The 18,850-nt window shown below is 69.6% G+C and carries 4 protein-coding genes; 2 read left to right on the forward strand and 2 right to left on the reverse strand.

Annotation, left to right across the window (positions count from 1 at the left end; all coding sequences use genetic code 11):
• Positions 1-41: 41 nt before the first annotated feature.
• Positions 42-830, reverse strand: coding sequence for a hypothetical protein (locus tag ABZ717_RS10355; RefSeq protein WP_358508003.1), 789 nt, complete (start codon positions 828-830; stop codon positions 42-44).
• Between the two features lie 130 nt (positions 831-960).
• A complete protein-coding gene (locus ABZ717_RS10360; RefSeq protein WP_358508005.1) occupies positions 961-16,917 on the reverse strand; it encodes an ADP-ribosyltransferase in 15,957 nt (5,318 codons plus the stop codon).
• Positions 16,918-17,483: 566 nt separating this feature from the next.
• Between ABZ717_RS10360 and ABZ717_RS10365 the strand changes: the two genes are divergently transcribed.
• Together ABZ717_RS10365 and ABZ717_RS10370 are read left to right on the forward strand one after the other, a co-directional pair.
• Positions 17,484-17,972, forward strand: coding sequence for a hypothetical protein (locus ABZ717_RS10365; RefSeq protein WP_358508007.1), 489 nt, complete (start codon positions 17,484-17,486; stop codon positions 17,970-17,972).
• Positions 17,966-18,838, forward strand: coding sequence for a hypothetical protein (locus ABZ717_RS10370; RefSeq protein WP_358508008.1), 873 nt, complete (start codon positions 17,966-17,968; stop codon positions 18,836-18,838). Before ABZ717_RS10365 ends, ABZ717_RS10370 begins: the two co-directional genes overlap by 7 nt.
• Positions 18,839-18,850 lie beyond the last annotated feature (12 nt).

The raw sequence follows: 18,850 nt of genomic DNA on the forward strand, positions 1-18,850 counted from the left end.
GGGAGTGCGTCCGTGGGCCCCGACGACCAGGGGCCCGAGCTTCATCTACGTGCGATGTCGCGGAGTTGCGCCAGGCTCTCGGCTCGGGACTCGGTGGCTTCGGCGTCCACCCTGCCACCGTGGCGGTCGTCCACGGTGCCCACACAGGAGCGTAGGGCCTCCAAAGGTGTCAGTCCCTCGCCGTGCAGGCGTACGTGCTCCATGATCCACCAACCGCGGGCGATGTTGGCCTCGACATCGGGCGGGAGCAGGGGCTGGAAGTCGGCGGCGTCGTCGGTTTCCGAGGCCCAAAGGTAGCCGATGAGCACATCACCCATGGTGACGGGGACGTAGAGTACCGGCCCATCGGTGGCAGGGGCGTAGGACCTGCCGACCAGGACCGGAGAGAGAGCCTCGTCACTCCACCGGTCGAACACCGGTGGCCCCGGGACACGAGGCTCCTCGTCGCCTCGTCCCTGAAAGCCCGCGAGGAGCTCCCGCGACAGTGCGCCGGTGTTCTCGGCCTCCCAGGTGGAGGATCCGGCGGGGATCGCTCCCGCCTCCTGGTCCGCGGGTACGCCGATCCAGTCGAGTACCGCCTGCTCGGGGGAGATCCCGTTACGCGCGGCCTCGCGCAGCCTCGTCTCCCAGACCTCTGTGGCCCGCGCCGTGGCGACGGCGCTTCCCGGTACGGCGATGAAGCCGGCGGCATGCTCCTGTGGAGCGTGGGCGAACCACAGGTACCCGATCACCGTATCCTCCGCGACGACGGGCCGGGCGGTGATCGGGCCCTGTGAATCCGTGCGGTATTCGCCTTCCGCGCCGTTCATGGCGTTCATGATGGAACTCATTTCAGATCACTCTCGCTGGTCACTTCAGTGTGGAGGACGGGGCTCGGAAGGTCTTTTCCCGGCCCAAGGTCCTCAAGACCCCGCCGGACCCCGCGGGTGCCCCGATCACCTGGGACGAAGCGTCCTACTCTCATGGCGTCGATGAGGTCGCGGATCCCGGCCCCGGCGTGACCACGACCTCGGCCTCGATGAAGAAACCGGGCAGGTCCTGGGAACCGCCCCAGCCCGCGCGTGTGACGCGGTAGGTGGTCCCTCGGGGGAGGAGGAGCTCGCGCTCTTGGGAGAACACGCTCCTGTCGCCGATCCACAGGCCGTGGGCGCCCCTGGGGAGCGTCAGGCGGATGACGTGCGCGTACTCGTTGTCGGTGTCATCGGGTAGCACGCCCCCCAACGAAGTGGACATGAAACCCGACTCGGTGTGGACGGTACCCACGAGCGAATAGGGGTCGTTCGGGTCGAACCCGCCGAGGTGGTCCAGGTCCTCCAGACCACGGACCACCTCGACCGCCGTGGGCAGCGGGCGGTCGATGGCGCTGTCGAGGATGCGCACCTGCCGCAGGACGAGCTCCGGTGTCGGATAGACGTCGCCGCTGGATCGGGCCATGTTCCCGGCCGCACCACTACGCTTGTACCAGTACTCCAGTTCGGATTCGGGGTCATCGGCCCCGAGGATGGACCGCATGAGTCTTCTCGCGCGGTCGGGGGTGCGCGCGTCGGCTTCGAGTTCGCCCAGCCTCTGGAGCGTGGGCCAGGTGAGGTCGTTGGCCTCGTAAAGATCCCAGCCCTGGTTGTCCATCGGCTCGGTCTCGACATCCTGGCGGGTGCTCTCCCGCATCGAATCCAAGTGCCGCGCGATCTGCCCGGGTGCCATGCCCTCCCGGACCACCCAGTTGACCCACCCGTCCAGGGTGTAGCCGTACACCCCGTCCTGCCGCGCCTGGTCCAGGGTGTCGTGGGCGTTGGGGTTGTTGACCGGGTCGTGCAGCCACTGTCCGTAGGCCTCGATCTCCGAGTCCGAGCGAAGCCGTCTGACCCCGTGGTCGTCGACGAACCCCATGCCGTCCCCGGAAGGCTCCGCCGGTGCGGGTGGATCCTGCCGCGAAGAGTGACCCGTGGGCACCGTGTCCGCTCCGGCCGGGAGCAGGCTCGCGGCGACTTCGGTGCCGGGTTCGGGACGTGCCTGCGGCGGGACGATCACCTCCGCGGTGATCACAAGACGGGTGTTCGTCGAGTGTGCGGCCGTGACGCGGTAAGGGGTTCCGGGCGGCAGAACGAATTCCTGGTTCGCCGGGAGCAGTCCCAAGGAACCGACCCAGAGACCACGGGTCCCCGGGGGGAGCGTGAGACGGATGGCCACCGGCAGGGAACGGCTCCTTTGGATCGGGTCCGGGTTCAGTGCGACGGCGGTGTACCCGGAGGTGGCCTGTTCCGTGCCGATCAGGGTGGCGGGGTCGTTCGGATCGAATCCCACCATGGAGTGGAGCACGGAGGGGTCGTCGAGGAGCCAGGTGGTCTCGACCGCGTCGGGGAGCGGGTGGTCGAGGAAGGTGTCGTAGGTGTCCAGGAGTTCCCGGAGCCGTTCCGCCGTGGGATACACCCCGCCGTTGGCCTCGGCCAGGGCGCCGGCCTCACCCGCGTTCTGGTACATCCGTGCGAGTGCGGCCCGAGGATCGCGGTCGTTGAGGATGAAGTGGATGAGTCGGGCGCGGCCGGGGTTGCGTTCTCGTTCCACGGGGAACAGCTCGCCCAACCGTTCGAGGGTGGGCCAGGTGAGGTTGTTGGCCTCGTACAGGTCCCACCCGATGCCGCTCCGTGGGTCGGTGGGGGCGAGACCGAATACCCGGCTCCTGCCGCGCACGGCGTCCAGCCACGCCCGAGAGGTGTTCGGATCCGCCGCGACGGGAGTGGACGCGGCGGGGAACTTGCTGAGCGCGCGGGCCAGGGACCGTTCGGCGGGTGCGAGTGCGTTGAGGGCGTGCGGATTGTGCGTGGTGTTGTGCAGTCTGTGCCCATACCACATCGCCTCGAAGGGATTGCCGAACCGCCGGACACCATCGGATCCGACCTGCCCCGAGGAGAAGGTGTCCGGACGCGGTGACACTGTCGGAACCACCTCCGCGCGCAACTCGAACCGCTGCGTTCCCGTCGCCGGGTCGTCCACCCGCCGAACCTCGGTGATGCGGTAGTCGGTGCCGCGGGCGAGGGTGAGTTCGCGTTGTTCGGGGTCGTGGCTGCGCGAGCCGATCCAGAGTCCGTGGGCCCCTTCGGGGACGTCGAGGCGCAGCAGGAAGGGGAAGGGGTCGGCATCGGTCTTGAAGGGGTCGTCGCCCAGGCTGGTCGACATGTAGCCGGGTTCGGTGTGGACGGTACCCACGAGATCGCGGGGATCCCCGCTGCCTGCCTCCCGCAAGAGGTGGTCGATGGAGTTCAGGCCCCGGCTCACTTGCACGCCTTCGGGCAAGGGGCGATCGACGGCGCCGTCGAGGAGGCCGAAGAGTTCGCGGACACGCTCCACGTGGGGATAGGCGCCGTTGTCGTGTCCGGCGATGACGCCCGCGTATCCGGCGTTGTGGTACCAGTGCCCGAGCTCGGCGGCGGGATCGCGGGCGGTGAGGATGTAGTCGATGAGGCCCCGGGTGCGCGCCGGCAGTGAGGCGGGGGAGGCCTGGATTTCGCGGAGGCGTTCGAGGGTGGGCCAGGTGAGGTTGTTGGCCTCGTACAGGTCCCAGCCGTGGGCGGTCGGTGCGGTGTCGGGGTCGGCCGCCTCCGCCCGGGATCGGTTGCGCCAATCCGTGAGCTGCCGAAGGACGTTCTGCGGAACGAAGGGCTGTACGCGGGCCATGCGGGTGATCCAGGCGGTCCTGGTGTAGGTGTCGACCATCTCCCTCTGATCCCGAGGAAGGGTGTCGAAGGCGTGCGGATTGTTGTCCGGGTCCTGGAGCCAATGGTCGTAGGAGTCCAACTGCTCGTCGGAATCGAACCTGCGGACGCCGTCCTCTCCGACGACGCCGACGTCGTCGTGGTCGATGTCCATCGTGTCGGCGTCGGAGCCGTCGTCGACGTTCATGCCGTCGTCGTCGGAGTCCGTGCCGTCCAGCCCGAGGGCCGCCGCGAGGGCGTCCTCCTCGCCCCTCGCCAGACCGGGCTCCCCGGCCTCCGTCGCGGGGGCGTCGTCATCCGTTTCCATCATGAACACGTGGACGTCGTTCGAGTCGGCAGGCGGTTCGGACCGGCCGTCTTCGTCGTTCTCCGGACGCACCGGGGGATCGTCCGACGCACCGGTCTCCGGGGACACCGGAGCCGGCTGACGGGATGGGCCGGCCCCCGGATCGGGAACCCCGCCGTGGTCCGTGTCCTCGGCGGAGACCGTGGGAGGCGTGTTCAGGGCGGACCGGAACGCCTCTACCAATGGCGATGTTTTGGGTCGCAGCCCCAGGGACCGCTCCATCTGCTCGGTGAGCGGTGCGTTGTGTGTGGTAGGGGGCTCGGGATCGGGGCGGGTGAGCGCGGCGAAGTGGGCGTGGGTGGCCGCGGCGGCGGTGGTCCAGGCGTCGACGGCGGTGTTGTAGTTCCTGAGGGCCCTCTGATAGATGGCGTTCTGGCTGTCGTAGGCGGTGCCGCCGGCGTGGCGGAGGGTGCCGAGGGCGGCCTGGAGGTCTGCCTGGGTGGCGTTCGTGGGGTTGGCGGTGTGGGCGGTGAGGGCGGTGTTGAGGGTGGCCCGGGCCTCGGGCGTGGGGTTGAGGGCGCCGAGGTCGAAGCCGGTGAAAGCGGTGTCGAGGGCCGCCTGGGTGGCGTTCGTGGGGTTGGTGGCGTGGGCGGTGAGGGCGGTGTTGAGGGTGGCCCGGGCCTCGGGCGTGGGATCGAGGGCGTCGATGAGGGCGTCGAGTGAGGCCCTGGTGCCGCTTGTGGGTGCGGCGTGGTGGGCGTTGTAAGCCTTGATATAGGTATCGGCGAGGACGGGGAGTTTGGCGCGTTCGGCGATGTAGGTGGCTTCGGCGTCGGACATGGTCGTGGCGGCGTCGAGTTCCGCGGTGATGGGGGTGTCCGCGCTGTGTGCTTGCTCGGGGGTGATGATGCCCAACCGGATGGCGTCGCTCTGGGAGATCCAGGCGCTGACCTTGTTGGTGTGGTCGGTGGTGAATTGTTGGGGGAGGTCACCGAAGGGGGTCTTGTTCGTGGTGCGGCTGCCGATGGTCCAGGTGGTGTCGAATTCGACGAGGTAGGCGGTGCCGAGCCGTTGGCGCGTCATGTCGGGGGGCGCGCCGGTGACGAGGCTGTGGGCGGCGGGTGAGCTGCTGGTGTTGTTCTGGACGGTGGCGTCGCCGGAGCCGGTGAGGATGGCACTGCGGTCGGGGTTGTCGGAGTCGACGGTGTCGCTGCCGGTGGGACGGAAGGCCACGGTCGCGGTGGTACCGCCACTTTGCGAGTGGCCGTGGGAGACGGCTTGTCCTTCGGTTTCCTTGTAGGCGAGTCGGCTGCTGGGACGGGCGGTGAGGATGCGGGAGCCGGTGAAGTCGGGGGTGGCGGCGACGCGCCACTGGGTGCGGCCGATGCGGAGGATGTCGGTGCCTTCGGGGTGGCCGAGGGTGTTGGAGAAGAGGCCTTTGAGCGCGTCGGGGTTGAGGGTGTTGTCGATGGGGGTGTAGCGGTCGTCGAGCTTGAGGCGCTCGGCGATGTGGCGGCGTGCTTCGTGGGTGTCCCGGGCGTGGTGGTCGCGAAGTTCGTTGAGTTGTTCGGGTGTGGGGTCCTCACGACCGCCCGGGGCGGTGCGTGGTTTCCATCCGAGAGAGTGGGCGATCGTGTGGATGGCGGCGTCGCGGACGTCGGGGCCATAGACCGCGGTGGGCATGATGATGGCGTCCCGGGAGGCGGGGGGAAAGCCGTCGAGTGCTCGGGTGGCGGTGGTGACGGCGTCGGCGAGGCTGTCGCCGCCCCGGGGGGTGACGATGGGTGGTGTGGGTGCGGTGTCCAGGGGGGTGGCGGGCGTGGATGTGGGGGCGCCGAACTCCAACGACGAAGCGAGATGGAACGTCTGCACGGGACCGCTGTCGGCGTGTGCGTCCACCGGGTCCTTGCCCGCCGTCTCCAACGACAGGGTGAGGGACGTGTCGTGAGTGATCCTGGCGAAGGGGCCGGACGACTCCATGACGATGCTGCGGGACTGTTTCTCCGTGTAGGAGACGTTCTCCGAGTCCGAACGGGCGGTTCCGACGCCCGCCGCGGGTGAGAGGAGGTAGGGGTGGCTGTCCGGTAGTTCACCAGGGCCGCCCTCCGGGTCGCCGTAGGGCGCGGGCTGCCACGGGGGCACGGTCACCGCGGAGGAATGGTCCTTGCCCCGCGAGTGGATCTTCGTCGTCTTCGCCTGCCAGGAGTGGCTCTCGACGGTGAAGACGGAAGAGGTGACGTAGTCGACCCGAGGGTTGGTCTTGGACAGCTCCACCAGAACCCGAGCGGGCTTTGACCGGGGGAAGAACCTCCGGAAGGTTCCTCGTGAGGGAACCACCTTGACCGAGACGGGGGGGATCATCCCGGTCGTGTTTCCCAGGCGCTGGGTCAGGGAGGCGAGGAGCCTCTCCTTGCCTCCGCGGGTCAGCTTGAGCCCTTGGTCGCGGAGCCGCTCCTCCAATCGGCGGACCGCCGCCGTCGGATCCGCCGGCCGACGCTGCTCTCCGGCGCCGTCGAAGCCGGTGCGGACGCGGATGTTGGCGGGCGGTGTCGGGTTGCGCTGGGTGGCGGGCTCCAGGGTGCCGTCGTCGGCCTGGGCGACGGCGTCGTCGATGATGCCGCCCTGTTCGGCGTCGCGGGCGGTGATGAAGCCCGAGGCGAGGTCGTTGAACCAGGCCTTCCAGCCGACGTATTTGTGGGACCACCAACCGGGGAAGTTGAGTCCGCGGTGTTTCTTGAACTCCCATGCCTGGGAGATGCTGCCCCCCATACGGAAGGTGTAGACCGTCGCCGGGTTGGTCAGCAGGAAGAGCCCCGAGGTCGAGGAGACTCCGGAGTCGAGGGTCTCCCCGCGGCGGAAGAAGTTCCAGTTGTGGGACGGCCCGCCCATGGGGGTGGGGCCCATGGCCGCGGACCGGTCGGCGCCGGATGCGGCTCCGTCCTCCTGCAGGGTGTTGCTGGTACCGCCCACGAAACCGGTGCCGCTGAGGCCGGCGGTGTAGGTCTTCGTCTTCGCGGCCCCCGCGGAGGAGGAACTCTCTCCCGTGACCGCCACCTGTGCTTCGATCGCGTGCATCCCGACGATCCGCTCAGGTCGCGCGATGGTGGCCCCGGCGGCGCGCATGTCGTTGGGAGACCGCCACGTACCGCCCATCTCGACCCGGCCCCGGTGCCCCGAAGGGGAGAAGGTGGCGGGGTCGGAGGCCAGGGAGACGGGGGAGAGGAAGTTGGTGAAGAAGTGCCTCCCGCCGATGGTGTCCAGGAACCCTCGGAGCTTGTGCTTGCGACCGTCCAACACCGGGCGCCGGTCGGTGAAGGTGTCGAAGGTCTTCTGGAGCACACCGTTGGCGGAGGCGGTGGCGTCGTCGCCCAACACGGTGAGGCCGACCTTGTCGATGGTGGCACCGTTGTCGATGGCCGCCCGCGCCCGGCGCTCGTGCGCGTCCTCCGGTTCCAGAGCGGCCAGGTCCTCGGGGCGGGGATCGATGATCGCTCGGCTCTCCGCCGCTGGGAGGAGCTCGGGAGGAGACGGTTCGACCGTGCCTCCCCTCAGCGGGACCTCGGTCGTTTTCTTGGGGGTGATCAGGGAGTACCGGGCCTCGACAGGGCTCTCGAACAGGTTCACGTGGTTGTCCGTGCGACCGGACAGGACCTGGGTGTCGTCGTAGAGACGGGCGGTGAAGCCGACCGTCCCCTCCCATCGGTCCGAGTCCCCCGGGAAGACGAACCGGTTGTTCGATTTGTAGGAGACACCGTGGGTCGCGCTACTGCGGTTGATCCTGCTCCACCTGAGGGAGGCCATGACGCCGCCCAGGAGCCGAGCCAGGCCGTGTGCGTCCGCTTCCGCCGAGCGCATCATGCCGGAGCCGAAGGACAGGGAGAGGGCGTGCGAGGAGCCCGTCCCCGATTCCGACCCCAGGGTCGTGCTCCCGCCCATGCGCACCCCGGTCTCGGCCGTGGTCGTCCCCTGGTGCGTCAAAGCGGAGAAATCGGCCTTCAGGGCCAGGGTCAGGACGTCAGGGCGCACGAGCCTCCTGTCCCGTGCCATGAGGGTGGGGTCGACGAGCGCGGATTCTCTGAGCTGGATGCGCAGACCGTCGGCGGAGGCGAGTCTGTCGCGGTTGTCGCCGTTCATGGCGTCGCGTACCGCGTTACGCACGTCGAGCGTGTTCTGGTGGGCGATGTCGTAGGAACGGCGGAGTCCCCAGCGCTCACGGAAGGACCGCTTGAAGAACGAGGTGTTCTCCTGCCCCGGCTTGAGCGCGTAGAGGCTTCGCTTACGGGACAGTTCGGGCAGGACCAGGCCTGGGTGCTCGCGGGCGATGCCCTCCAGGATGCGGTCGGTGAGCGTCTCCAACACACCGCGATCGTCGTCGGTGGTCGTCGAGGGGGTCTCCGATCCTTCGGCGGCTCGTTCTCCCTCGGGTGGGGGAACCCGGGTGAGCGAGTGGTGGTGGGTGCCGGAGAAATCCACGACGCGTTCGCCGCGCAGATGTGTGAAGGGCGGGACCCGGTCCGCTTCGGCCCCGGAGGGGGCGTCCTCGCCGGTGGCGGCGCGCTGGAGGTTCGTCGCGCTCTCCACCTGCAGGAGTTCCACGGTACGCACGTCGAACGTGTGGGCCACTTGCTCTTCCTGGAGCTCCACCGACACGGTGCGTTCGACATCGAAGGCGGTGAACTTCTCGGTGCTCGTCCCATGGTGCGCGAGGGACCGGTGGTCTCCGGAAGCAGAGACGGTTTGGGACTGTGCGGACAACGTCCGACCCCAGGTGTACTCCACGTGGGGCATGTTGAGGCGGATCGATCCGCCGGTGGGCAGGGGGACGACGATCCCCAACCCCCCTCCCACGGACGCTGTGACGTTGCTGTTGCGGCTCAGTCCGAGAGCGGTGCTCTCCTCGACGGTGTGATTCAGGAACGTCTCGCCGAACGAAGGCGTGTGTTCCTTGGCGGTGAACTTGTTCGGGGTCGAGGACAACTTCAGCATCATGTCGCCCAGGACGGGGTGCGTCACCTCGACGGTCATGGGGCCCGTGTCGAGGTGGGCGAGATACTCCTGGATGGAGTCGTTGTCGAAGAACTTCCGGATCGTCGCCTGCCACTCGCGGATCTTCGCCCGGGTGCTCTCCTTCGTCAGATTCACCATGACATCGCCCATGGCCTCGCGATGCGGGGCATAGGAGTCGGAGACGAGGTAGTCGGCGATCCAGGAACCCAGATCGCTGTGCGGACTCGCGCCGTCCCCGCGCGGAGTGACCGAGGCGACGGAAATCGGGAGGCCGCCGATCGGCCCGTCGGGCAGGCGCGCGGGGGTGCCGCCTTCAGCGCCCTGCCCGGGACGGGTGGCGGTCAGGTCGATGCTCGCGGGGACGTCGTCCGGTCGTGCGGCGACCTCGCCCGGAAGGACCAAGGCCATGCCGTTCACGATGACACCGCTCTGGAATCCGTCGTCCCGGTTACCGGTGGGAGCCGGCGCGGGTGCGGTCTCGTCCCTTTGAGCTGCGGCGGGCGGGGAAGTGGTCCCCGCGCTCTCAGCGGGGGCCGAAGGGCTCCCGTCCTCGGAGGGGGCTTCGGGGGGAGGGGTGACCTTCACACGTACGCGCAGGTCGTTGAGGTAGACCTCGGGAGGGCCGAAGGCCATGTACTCCAGAGCGGAGCTCACCGCCACGTTACCGCCGGCCGTGCCGCTTCTCCGTCCCCCCGTGTAACCACCTCCGAGCGTCAACCACGGCCCGGCGGCGAATCCGCCGGTAACGTCCCCCACCAGCATCGGGCTCGCCGTGAAGCGGGCGCTGCCCCCGCGACGCGGGTCGTGGGACGAGGCGCCGCCCCTCTTGGTGGCGTGGGTGCGCTCCTCCTCGATCCCTTCCAAGGGAGCCCCCGACTCACGGGAGAGGGCGAGGTGCCGGAAACCGTCCTGCGTGGCCGACTCCAGGGCCACCTGGATCGTCCAGGAACGGGTGTCGCTCCCCGTTTCGTCGGTGACGGTCACCGCGAAACCTTCGGAGGAGAAGAAGACGGCCATCCCCTGCGTGCGGGCGACGCTGTCGATCTGAGACGCTACGTCCGAGTGCAGCGACGTCGGCATGTCGGGCGCCTGAGCGGTGATCAGATACTCGACGACCTCGGGTACGCGTTCGGTGTAGAGCCGATCCGGGGCGATGAGCCGTGACCGGACCAGGTAGTCCAGGTCGTACGTCTTGGCGGACTCGTCCCGGGGGAGCGTGCCCGGGTACTCACGGGGATGCCGCGCCTGGTCGTGCGCTTCTTGGGCGTCGCGCCGCGCTCGGGCGGCCTCTTCCTCCGCCCGAAGAACCGCCTGCCCGGTCTGGTCGAGGATACGTTCGATGTGTTCCATGCGCTGTTCCTGGCCGGAAACCCGGCGTTCGAGTGCGCTTTGGACCGTTGCGTGTGCCTGAACCGCGGCGTTCGCCACGACCTGACGGCCCCGAGCGCCGTCGGCGATCCGCTGGATCGTACGCGCGTCTTCTTGGGCCGCGAAGAGGTCGTCGGTGTAGTTTTCGCGGAACCTCGCGAAACTGTGGCCGTCGTACCTGTCACGGGCCTCTCGGGCCACTTCTTCGGCCCGGTCCGCCGCGGCGGAGGCCGCGTGCCGGGCGGTGTCGGCAACGGCGGGGTCGTCCGTGACACGGGTCCTGACGAGTTCCGAATTCGCGTTTTGAGCGGCCGTTTCGGCGCTCTCGTGGTTCCCGGCCACCTCGGTGTACAGGTCGCCGACCGCCTCAGCGGTGTAGTCCAGTGAACGAGTGTGTCTGTTGAGAGCTTCGATGGGGAGGGAGAGCGCCTCCTGGGCGGCACGCTCGGCCCTATTCACCGCCGCTTCGGCGTCGACCTCGGCGGCGGACCTGTCCTCCGGGTCGAGGCTGGGAGGCGTCACCTGGTTCGAATCCAGACGGTTCCGTGCGGGAGAACCGTCGGACGACAGCTTCGCCATCCGCTCGGCCTCCGTCAGCGCTCGCCGGACGCGTTCGATCGCCTCGCGGATGGTCTTGGCCTGGGGGATGGCATCTCGGTTGCTACGGGCGGTGGCGGCCTGTTCGAAAGCCTGGACCACATGGTCGACGGTGTCGTTGTGGCGACCATCCGCGACGGCCGTCTCGGTGAGTGCGCGGGCGTGGGCGGCATCGACGGCGGCGGTCTCCGCGTTGACCCGTGCCGTCTCCACGGCTTCGACGGCGTTCGTGGCGTTCGTATGAGCGGTGGCCGCTGTCGCCAGGGCCCGTTCGACGCCGTCGGACGTCGCTTTGTCAACGGCGGCCACGAGGGATTCCTGTCGGGTGACGGCCTCGCGCGCGGCCTTTTGCGCACTCCGCAGCTCGCGGTTCGCCCCATCCGACGCCGTACGCGCCTCTTCGGTGTGCCTCCGCGCCTGCTCACCGGCGGTCCTGGTCGCACCGGTGATCGTCTTGGTGACTTGGGCGGCCACCTGGGTCGCGCGGTCGGCTTCGTTGCGTGCGGTGGCGGCGGCCGTGACGTTCGCATCGGCGGCGTTCCGGTCTTGGGCCATGCTGGTGATCCCGGCCAGGTCCTGCGGCAGCGAAGTGGGCGCCCTACGGATAGCGTTCCGCGCGCCTGTGGCCGCGTCCGCGCTCAGTCTCGCCGCGTCGTTCGCGGCGGTGGCGATGTCCGAGGCCAGACCGGCCGTGATGTCGATGGCCTCCGGTACGGTGCCGGCCATCGCGGAGGCCCGGGTCACGAGACCACCGAATGAGCTCCCGACCTGTTCGAGGCGGTCGAACGCCGCGGCGCGGGTGGTGGCCTCCATTCTTCGGATGTCGGGGGTCAAGTCGGCGATGTCCGTGGCCAGTCGCTGCGCCGTGAGCTGGATCTCCTCCAGGGTGGGCGCGGCGTCGCCGATCGTGGTGTCGCCTTCCGTGGTGGTCCCTTCGGCCCCGTTGTTCTCACCGCTTCCGCCGGCCGTGTTGTCTCCTCCGGCCTCAGCGGTCTCACCGGGCCCACCGCTCCCGTCGGTCAGTCCCATACCGTGCGCGAGGGCGTCGGGGTCGGAGAGCGACGTGGCGCCGGCGTCCGGAGCCTGCACGCTTCCCTCGACCGGGGTCACCGCCATGACGGTCACCTCATCGGAGGATTCGGTGGCCGTGTGGGGGTCCGAGCCGTGCCCGGCAGGGATGATCCGGGCGTGGAGGAGGTTCCCTCGGCCCCAGGGTTCGGTGGAGGTGATCTGGTAGGTGGTGTCGCGGGCGAGGATGAGCTCGCGTTCGTAGGGATGCAGGCTTCGGTCGCCCACCCACAGGCCTTGGGTGCCCTGGGGGAGGGTGAAGTGGATGAGGTCGGTGGGGGACCCTCCGGCCGCGCCGGGGCGGTCGCCCAGGGACAGGGACATGTAGCCGGGGTCGGTGTAGGTGTTGCCGACCAGGGAGGCGGGATCGCGGGTACCGCCGGGGCCCAGGTGTTCGAAGCCGTACACGCCCCGCACCGCTTCGACCCCTTCGGGCAGAGGGTGCCGGGTGGCCTGGTCCAGGCGTTCGATGATGTCCAGGACGTCTTGTGCGTCGGGGTAGTAGCCGTTCCCCCTCTTGTCGGGGAGTGTTTCGGCGATCCGGCCGGCGCTGCCCGCGCGGGCGCGAAGGCCGTCCATGGCCGCGGAGGGGTAGGGGGAGTCGAGGACTTCCCTGACGACCCTTTCCTGTTCGGGGGTGAGCACTCCGGCGTCGAGTCGGGGACGCAGGACCCGAAGGTCCGGCCAGCGGCCGTTGCCGATTTCGTAGAGCCGCCATCCGGGGTGGTTTTGGCTCTCCTGGCGTCGCCGGTCGAGTTCGGCCTGCACGGTTTCTTCGTTCAGTGGCCGTAGCCGGGAGAATTCGGCGATCCAGCTTTCGGCGGTGTAGGCCTGGATGTACCTGCGGGTTCGAGTGGGAAGGGCGTCGTGGGTGTTGGGGTTGAAGGCCGGGTCGTGGAGGCGATCGCCGTATTCGAGGAGACCGACCTCGCCGGGGAAGCGGCGGATTCCGGTGGAGTCCTCACCCGGGCCCTCCGCGTCCTCGGTGTCCTGGGTCATGACGTTGACGGTCAGTTCGGGGCCGGGTTCTTCCGCGAGGGCGTTCTCACGGTTCGGCGTGCTCGACGCGGCGGTGTCTTCGTCTCCGGTGCTCGCGGTCTCCTCAGACGCGTTCGTCGTGTCCACGGACTCCGTTGACGGTGTGGTGTCGGCGGTGGCCGACGTGTCCCTCGAAGCGCCCGAGGGCAGGTTCCGGTCGGCCGGGTCCCGCATGGCGTTGACGACGTAGTCCGTGTTGAGTCGGCCGCCGGGGAGCCAGAGCCGGGCCCGGATCGGGTCGTCCCGGTCCTGGAGGTTGCGGCCGATCCCGCGGACCAGGCCAAGGGCGTCGTCGAGCCGGCGGGGCGGTAGGTCCTCCCCGCTCAGGGGCACCTTGCGGTTGGACGGGTCCGAGAGCACGTACATCATGGCCAACGCGAGTTGTCGCGCCTGGCGGTCGGAGGGGTTCTCCGCGGATCCGTCGTCCGCCCGGTGGACCAGCAATCGCTGGACTTCGGCCCCCAGGGCCCACGCCCGGCGGGTGTCCCCGGCCATGAGGGATCGGGTGATCCGGGGAAGACGGTCGAGGGCCTCTGCCGCCCGTGCCCCGGGACGCGAGATCGGAGCCGAGGCCTGTGCGTCGGCGGTCCGGGAGGGGCTCGGCCCCGCGTGCGCCGCGCTGTCGACGCTTTGCGTGGGGACGGGGCCTTCTCCGGTGAGGGCCACGCTCGGGCTCATCGTGGTGGCCGGTGTGTTCTCGCCCGAGGGCGGCGGGGCCTGAGCGACGCGGCGGACGTCACCCGTGTCGAGTCGGCCGCCGGGGAGCCAGAGCCGGGCCCGGACCGGTTCGTCCCGGTCTCGGAGGTTGCGGTCGATCCCGCGGATGAGTGCGCCGGCGTCCTCGGCCTTCTCCTCGGAGAAGGCGCGCGGGTCGATGGGGGACCGCCGGTCCGTCGGGTCGGAGAGGGTGAACACCAGCCCCAGGGCGAGGTGCCGGGCCCTCTGGACGGACGGGTTCTGCGGGGCGCCGTCGGTGGGTCGGGGGGAGAGCAGGCGCTGGATGTCGGCCCCGACGGCCCGCGCCTGTGCGAGGTCTCCGTCGTCGAGGTGTCGGGTGAGCCGGTCCAGGTGGTCGAGGGCCTCCTCGGCACGCGCCATCGCCGGAGGGAGGGCGGTGGTGTCTCCGTTCGCCGGGGGTGGGACGTCCGGGCCGACGTCGAGCACGGGGAACACGGTCGTTCGATCCGCGGCGACCGCGTCGGGGGTACCGAGCGGGTCCGTGGATTTTCCGGGCACGTACCCGGATTCGGCGCCCTCCTTCCCCGTGTCCGGGGCCTTCGTGTCGGAGACCTCGGTGTTGACACTCATGGTGTCGGAGACCTCGTCGTCGAACACGGACGAGACGTCCGAGACCTCGTCGTCGGTGTCGTACGAGGAGTCGTGGTCCGCTTCGGTGGGGTTGAGCAGCGCGTCGAACGAGAAGGAGGTCTTGCTCGTGTCGGTTTCGGTGTTCGGCGCGTCGGTCTCGTGTACCGGCCGTGGCGCGGGCCCGGGTTCGGGCGCGGTCTCCGCCGGCCTGTCGGCTCCACCGGGTGAGGGCCGGGCGGAGGAGCCGTCGGCGGAGGCCGTCCCGCTCTCCGTGCGCACATCCGCCGGGGTCCGGCCGTGGGACGGAACCGGACCCTCGTCGGAGACGGGAACGTCGTCTGGGGTGGGGCCGCTCTCGGTCGCGGGTGGAGTGCGGCCGTCCACCGACGGCTCCTGCCGGGTCTGTGTCGATCCTTGAGGATCGGAGGCGGATCGCCGCCCCTGTTCCCCGGTGCTGCGCTCGGGGCGGCCACCGTCCGGCGCGGGGCCGGGAGCGCCGCGGTCCGCCGCGACGGGTCCGGACGCGACCGGCGGAGCCGACGCGGCCACCGGTGTCTGCGAGGTCCGCCCGTCCGTCGATCCCGTCGATTCGGGGAAGGCGTCGTCTGGGTGGGGACGCTCCTGCGTCTCGCTCAAGGGCGCGGGTCCCGTGTTCGGTCGGGAGGCACCCGTGTCGTCGGACACGGGAGGGTCCGTCGCCCGGGCCTCGGACGCTTCGGGGCGGGTGTCAGGCCGCTCGACGGTCGGCTCGGGTGCGTTCTCGCCGGTGGCGGCGTCGACGTCCCTGGACACGGTGTCGTCCCCGTCCTGCGACGCGGGGTCCCGCGTGTCCGTGGGTCGAGCATGCGAAGCGGCCTCGGGGTCGAGGGCCGGAGCGGAGCGGTCGTCGGTCTCAGGAGGGGCGGGGGTGTCCGTCGATGGATCGGACGAGGGGTTCGTCCGTTCCTCCGAGCCGGAGGAGGGGGCGGTCGGGGGAACTTCCCGGTTCGCGGAACCCGCGTCCGCCTCGGGGGTCGGCTCTGGTTCCGGGGGAGGGGGCAGGTCAGGGGCGAGGATGGTGCCGTCCGGGCCCTTGAGGGCGTCGATCCCGACCAACGTGGAGTCGGTGGTGATCTGCTGGCCCGGGTTCATGATGGCACCCGAGGTGGCGGACCAGGGGGTCACGGTGAACCCCTGGCCGTTGGCCGCGTTACCCAGCCCCTCACCGAGGGTGCCCTCCACGGCCCCGCTTCCCGCCCCGATACCGAGCTGTTTCAAGTACTGCAGGAAACCGCCCGTGCTCTGCCGGAGCGAACCGAACAGGTTCTGCGGCACGTCGACCAGGTGGTCGCGCAGGTGCGCCGGCAGCCGGTCGCCGAGTGTCTTGGAGAGTTGGGAACCCAGATCCGGGTCGCTCCAGGAGCGGGCCAGCGTATTCGCGTAGTCGTCACCCAACCGCCTTGCCTGGTCGGCCCCCATGCTCCCACCGAACGTCCGCTGGAACAGGTCCGCCATGTCGTCGCGGAACGCCGTCCGAGAGGCGGTGTTGTCCCACGCACGGGCGCCGGGGGGCGAGTTGGGGTGGAACGGGACCAGCATCTCGTCCTGCTGGCGGGCGAAGACGTCGGCGAGGTCGTTGTTGAGCGTGCCGGGCCCCGGACTCGGCACGGGTGAGGGGTCGGGCTCGGGGCGCGGTGTCGGGGGTGCGTCCGGGTCGACCTTGGGCGGAGGGACGGGGTCGAGCGGGAGGTCGTTCTTGATCGGAGCGGGGACCGGGTCGGGTACGGGAGCACCCTTGATCGGAGTGGGCAGGGGGTCCGGCAGCGCGCGCAGGTCGTCGATGTTCCTGACGAAGACCTCGGTGAAGCCGTTCTTGAAGTACGCTCCGAGGCCTCCGGAGATCCCCGCCGAGATGAGGCCCTCGATCACGGCCCCCACGTGCGCCTCGCGTTGGAGGTCCTTGTCGAACTCGTCCCGCTCGCCGTTGGCGATCTGGACGCGCTGGATCAACTCGCCGAAGCTCGCGAAGACGTGGCTGACGATCTGGTGGCTGGGTACGGTGAACGCCAACCATGCGAGGAGCCGTCTGATCGCCAGACTCCGGATCGCCTTGAAGACGGGGATCCATGACAAGGACGCGCCGAAGGTGAACTTGGCCGTCGCGATGGCCCAGGCGATCTCGGCGATGAGCTGGGCAAGCTGCACCCAGACCATCGACACCATGTAGTCGACGTTGGCCGCCGCCTTGCGCAGTTCCCCCGAGAGCATCCGGCTGGTGCTCGCGGCCTTGCCGATGTAGTCCTTGTCCCCGCTGGTGAAGGCGGCCAGGGATCGGTCGTAGTGGTCGGAGGCCGCGCCGCCGAAGTTGCGCCTTACCCGGGACCGGGTCGTGTCCATGACGTCGACGAGCTCGCCGGTCAGCTGGCCGGAGAGACGGTCGTAGACCTCCGATACCGCACGCATGCTCGCGGGGCTGGCGCGCGGCAGGTCGATGCCCAGGATGACCTTGACGGCGTTGTGCGCCGACTTGCTCATGTCGCGAGGGTCGAAATTCATACCCGACTCCCCCTGACGCCACGTGACTCTGAAGCGACGGTAACGGTAGCACCACGGGAAGGTGAGGTAGGGGCGGGGTCTCACGGGCCTCCCGTTCTCGTCTCGTCACATGAGCATGACGTCGCGGAGGGTTCGCGCGTGGCGCGGTGAAGGGGGCGGCGTGTTCGGTGTCACTCTCCGATGCGCGGACCGTCGCTCGGAGTACCGCCGTCCGAAGGAGCGGCGCGGACCGCGGTGCGCGTGTGATTTCTTGTGCCGAAGCCCCGATGATGTGGGGTTATGTCTGCCGGATGGCATGTTTCGGAACCGATCGGACCGGATGATGGAGGTCGCCCTCTCCACGCCGTGGCAGGTTTCGGCTCCCCATGACATCCGTTTTGTTGCGTGTTTTTCACCTGCTGGAGGGTTGTTGGGTTTCGCGTGGGCCGTCTAGGCTCACGGCTGACACAAGCAACAAAACACACGGAAAACCACATTCTGTCTGTTTCGCCGCTTCCGCTCCTGTTCCACGGGCGGAGCTCGCCCCCGCCCCGGCACGCGGAGTACATGGAAGGGACCAGGCCGCAATGACTTCCGGCTTTCCCCGTGCGACGGTCTTCTCCGCCGTTCTCCTCCTCTGCCTCACCGGTTGCGCGAACGGCGCCCCGGAGACTGATGAAGCCCCCGACGCCGCCTCCTCCTCCGGAGACGAGGAGGTGGCCCTGGCCGCCTACACCGGGATGTGGGACGCCGTGGTGGCGGCCTCCCACGGGGACGAGGAGGCCTCGCGCGCCCTCGACGACCACGCAGTCGGAAGCGCGCGCGAACTCATGCGCACGGCTCTGGCCGAGGCGGCCGCCGGCGGCGAGACCGAGGGGGAACCCGCCTTGGACCCCACCATCGACATCGAGGGCCCCGAACGCGCGGTGGTCGACGACTGCGTCGACGACTCCGCCTGGGGAACCGGCGGGACCGGGGGAACGGCGGGGCCACGACGCGTGGACGCCACGCTCATTCACGACGGACTCGCCTGGCGCGTGTCCGAACTGCGCATCTGGGAGGCCGGATCATGTTGAGACCACTACCCCCCGCGGCGGCCACGGCCGCCGCCGTGCTGGTGCTCGCCACCGTGAGCGCCGCATCACCCGCACACGCCGACGACGGCTCCTTCCTCGGCAGTGTCGAGTGCGGGAGCTCCGGCGGCAACGGCTGCCAGATCCGGTTGCAGTGGCTGCTGGAACACGGTGGGGTCCCGGGCACACCCGGATCCGGCGGGACCGGCGGCGCCGACGCCGGCACCGGAGCGAGCGAATACGACCACGTCGATTGGGACGCCATCGACTGGAACGACATCGGCGTCGACTGGGAGAACGACATCGACTGGGGCGCCATGGACTGGGACGCCATCTTCGCCGACCCGGAAGAGGGCGAGGAGGGCACCGACCCCTTCGCGACGCTGGAGGAGGCCATGGCCTCCTTCGAACTCCCCGAACCGACGATCGCCACCTCCCCGGGCACCGACTCCCTGATCCTGGTCAACGCGCCGCTGTGGCTGTGGGTCGAACCCGAGGGGTGGGACGCCGAATCCGTCTCCGCCGAACTCGACTCCACGTCCCTGACCGTGACGGCGGCCCCCGTGCGCACCGTCTGGAGCATGGGCGACGGCACCACCGTGGAGTGCGAGGGCCCCGGCACGCCGTTCGACGCGTCGGTGCACGAGGCCGACTCCGCGTCTCCGGACTGCGGGCACGTCTACACCTCCGCCTCCGACACCTCCGACGCGAAGGGCGAGGCCACCCGAACGGTCACCGTCCACGTGCTCTGGGACACCGAGTGGAGCCTCTCCAACGGTGACAGCGGCGCTCTGGACGGACTCGTCAGCACCTCCGAGGTCGACCTCACCGTCCGTGAATCCCACGGACTGGTCACGGACACCCAGTGACCACGGACACCT

This window comes from Nocardiopsis sp. NPDC006832 (genome assembly GCF_040635885.1).
Taxonomy (GTDB): domain Bacteria; phylum Actinomycetota; class Actinomycetes; order Streptosporangiales; family Streptosporangiaceae; genus Nocardiopsis.

What these genes read in the sequence shown, in the direction of transcription:
- ABZ717_RS10355 (WP_358508003.1), bottom strand. Translation starts at nt 830, where the DNA reads ATGAGTTCCATCATGAACGCCATGAACGGCGCGGAAGGCGAATACCGC.
- ABZ717_RS10370 (WP_358508008.1), top strand. Translation starts at nt 17,966, where the DNA reads ATGTTGAGACCACTACCCCCCGCGGCGGCCACGGCCGCCGCCGTGCTG.
- ABZ717_RS10365 (WP_358508007.1), top strand. Translation starts at nt 17,484, where the DNA reads ATGACTTCCGGCTTTCCCCGTGCGACGGTCTTCTCCGCCGTTCTCCTC.
- ABZ717_RS10360 (WP_358508005.1), bottom strand. Translation starts at nt 16,917, where the DNA reads ATGAATTTCGACCCTCGCGACATGAGCAAGTCGGCGCACAACGCCGTC.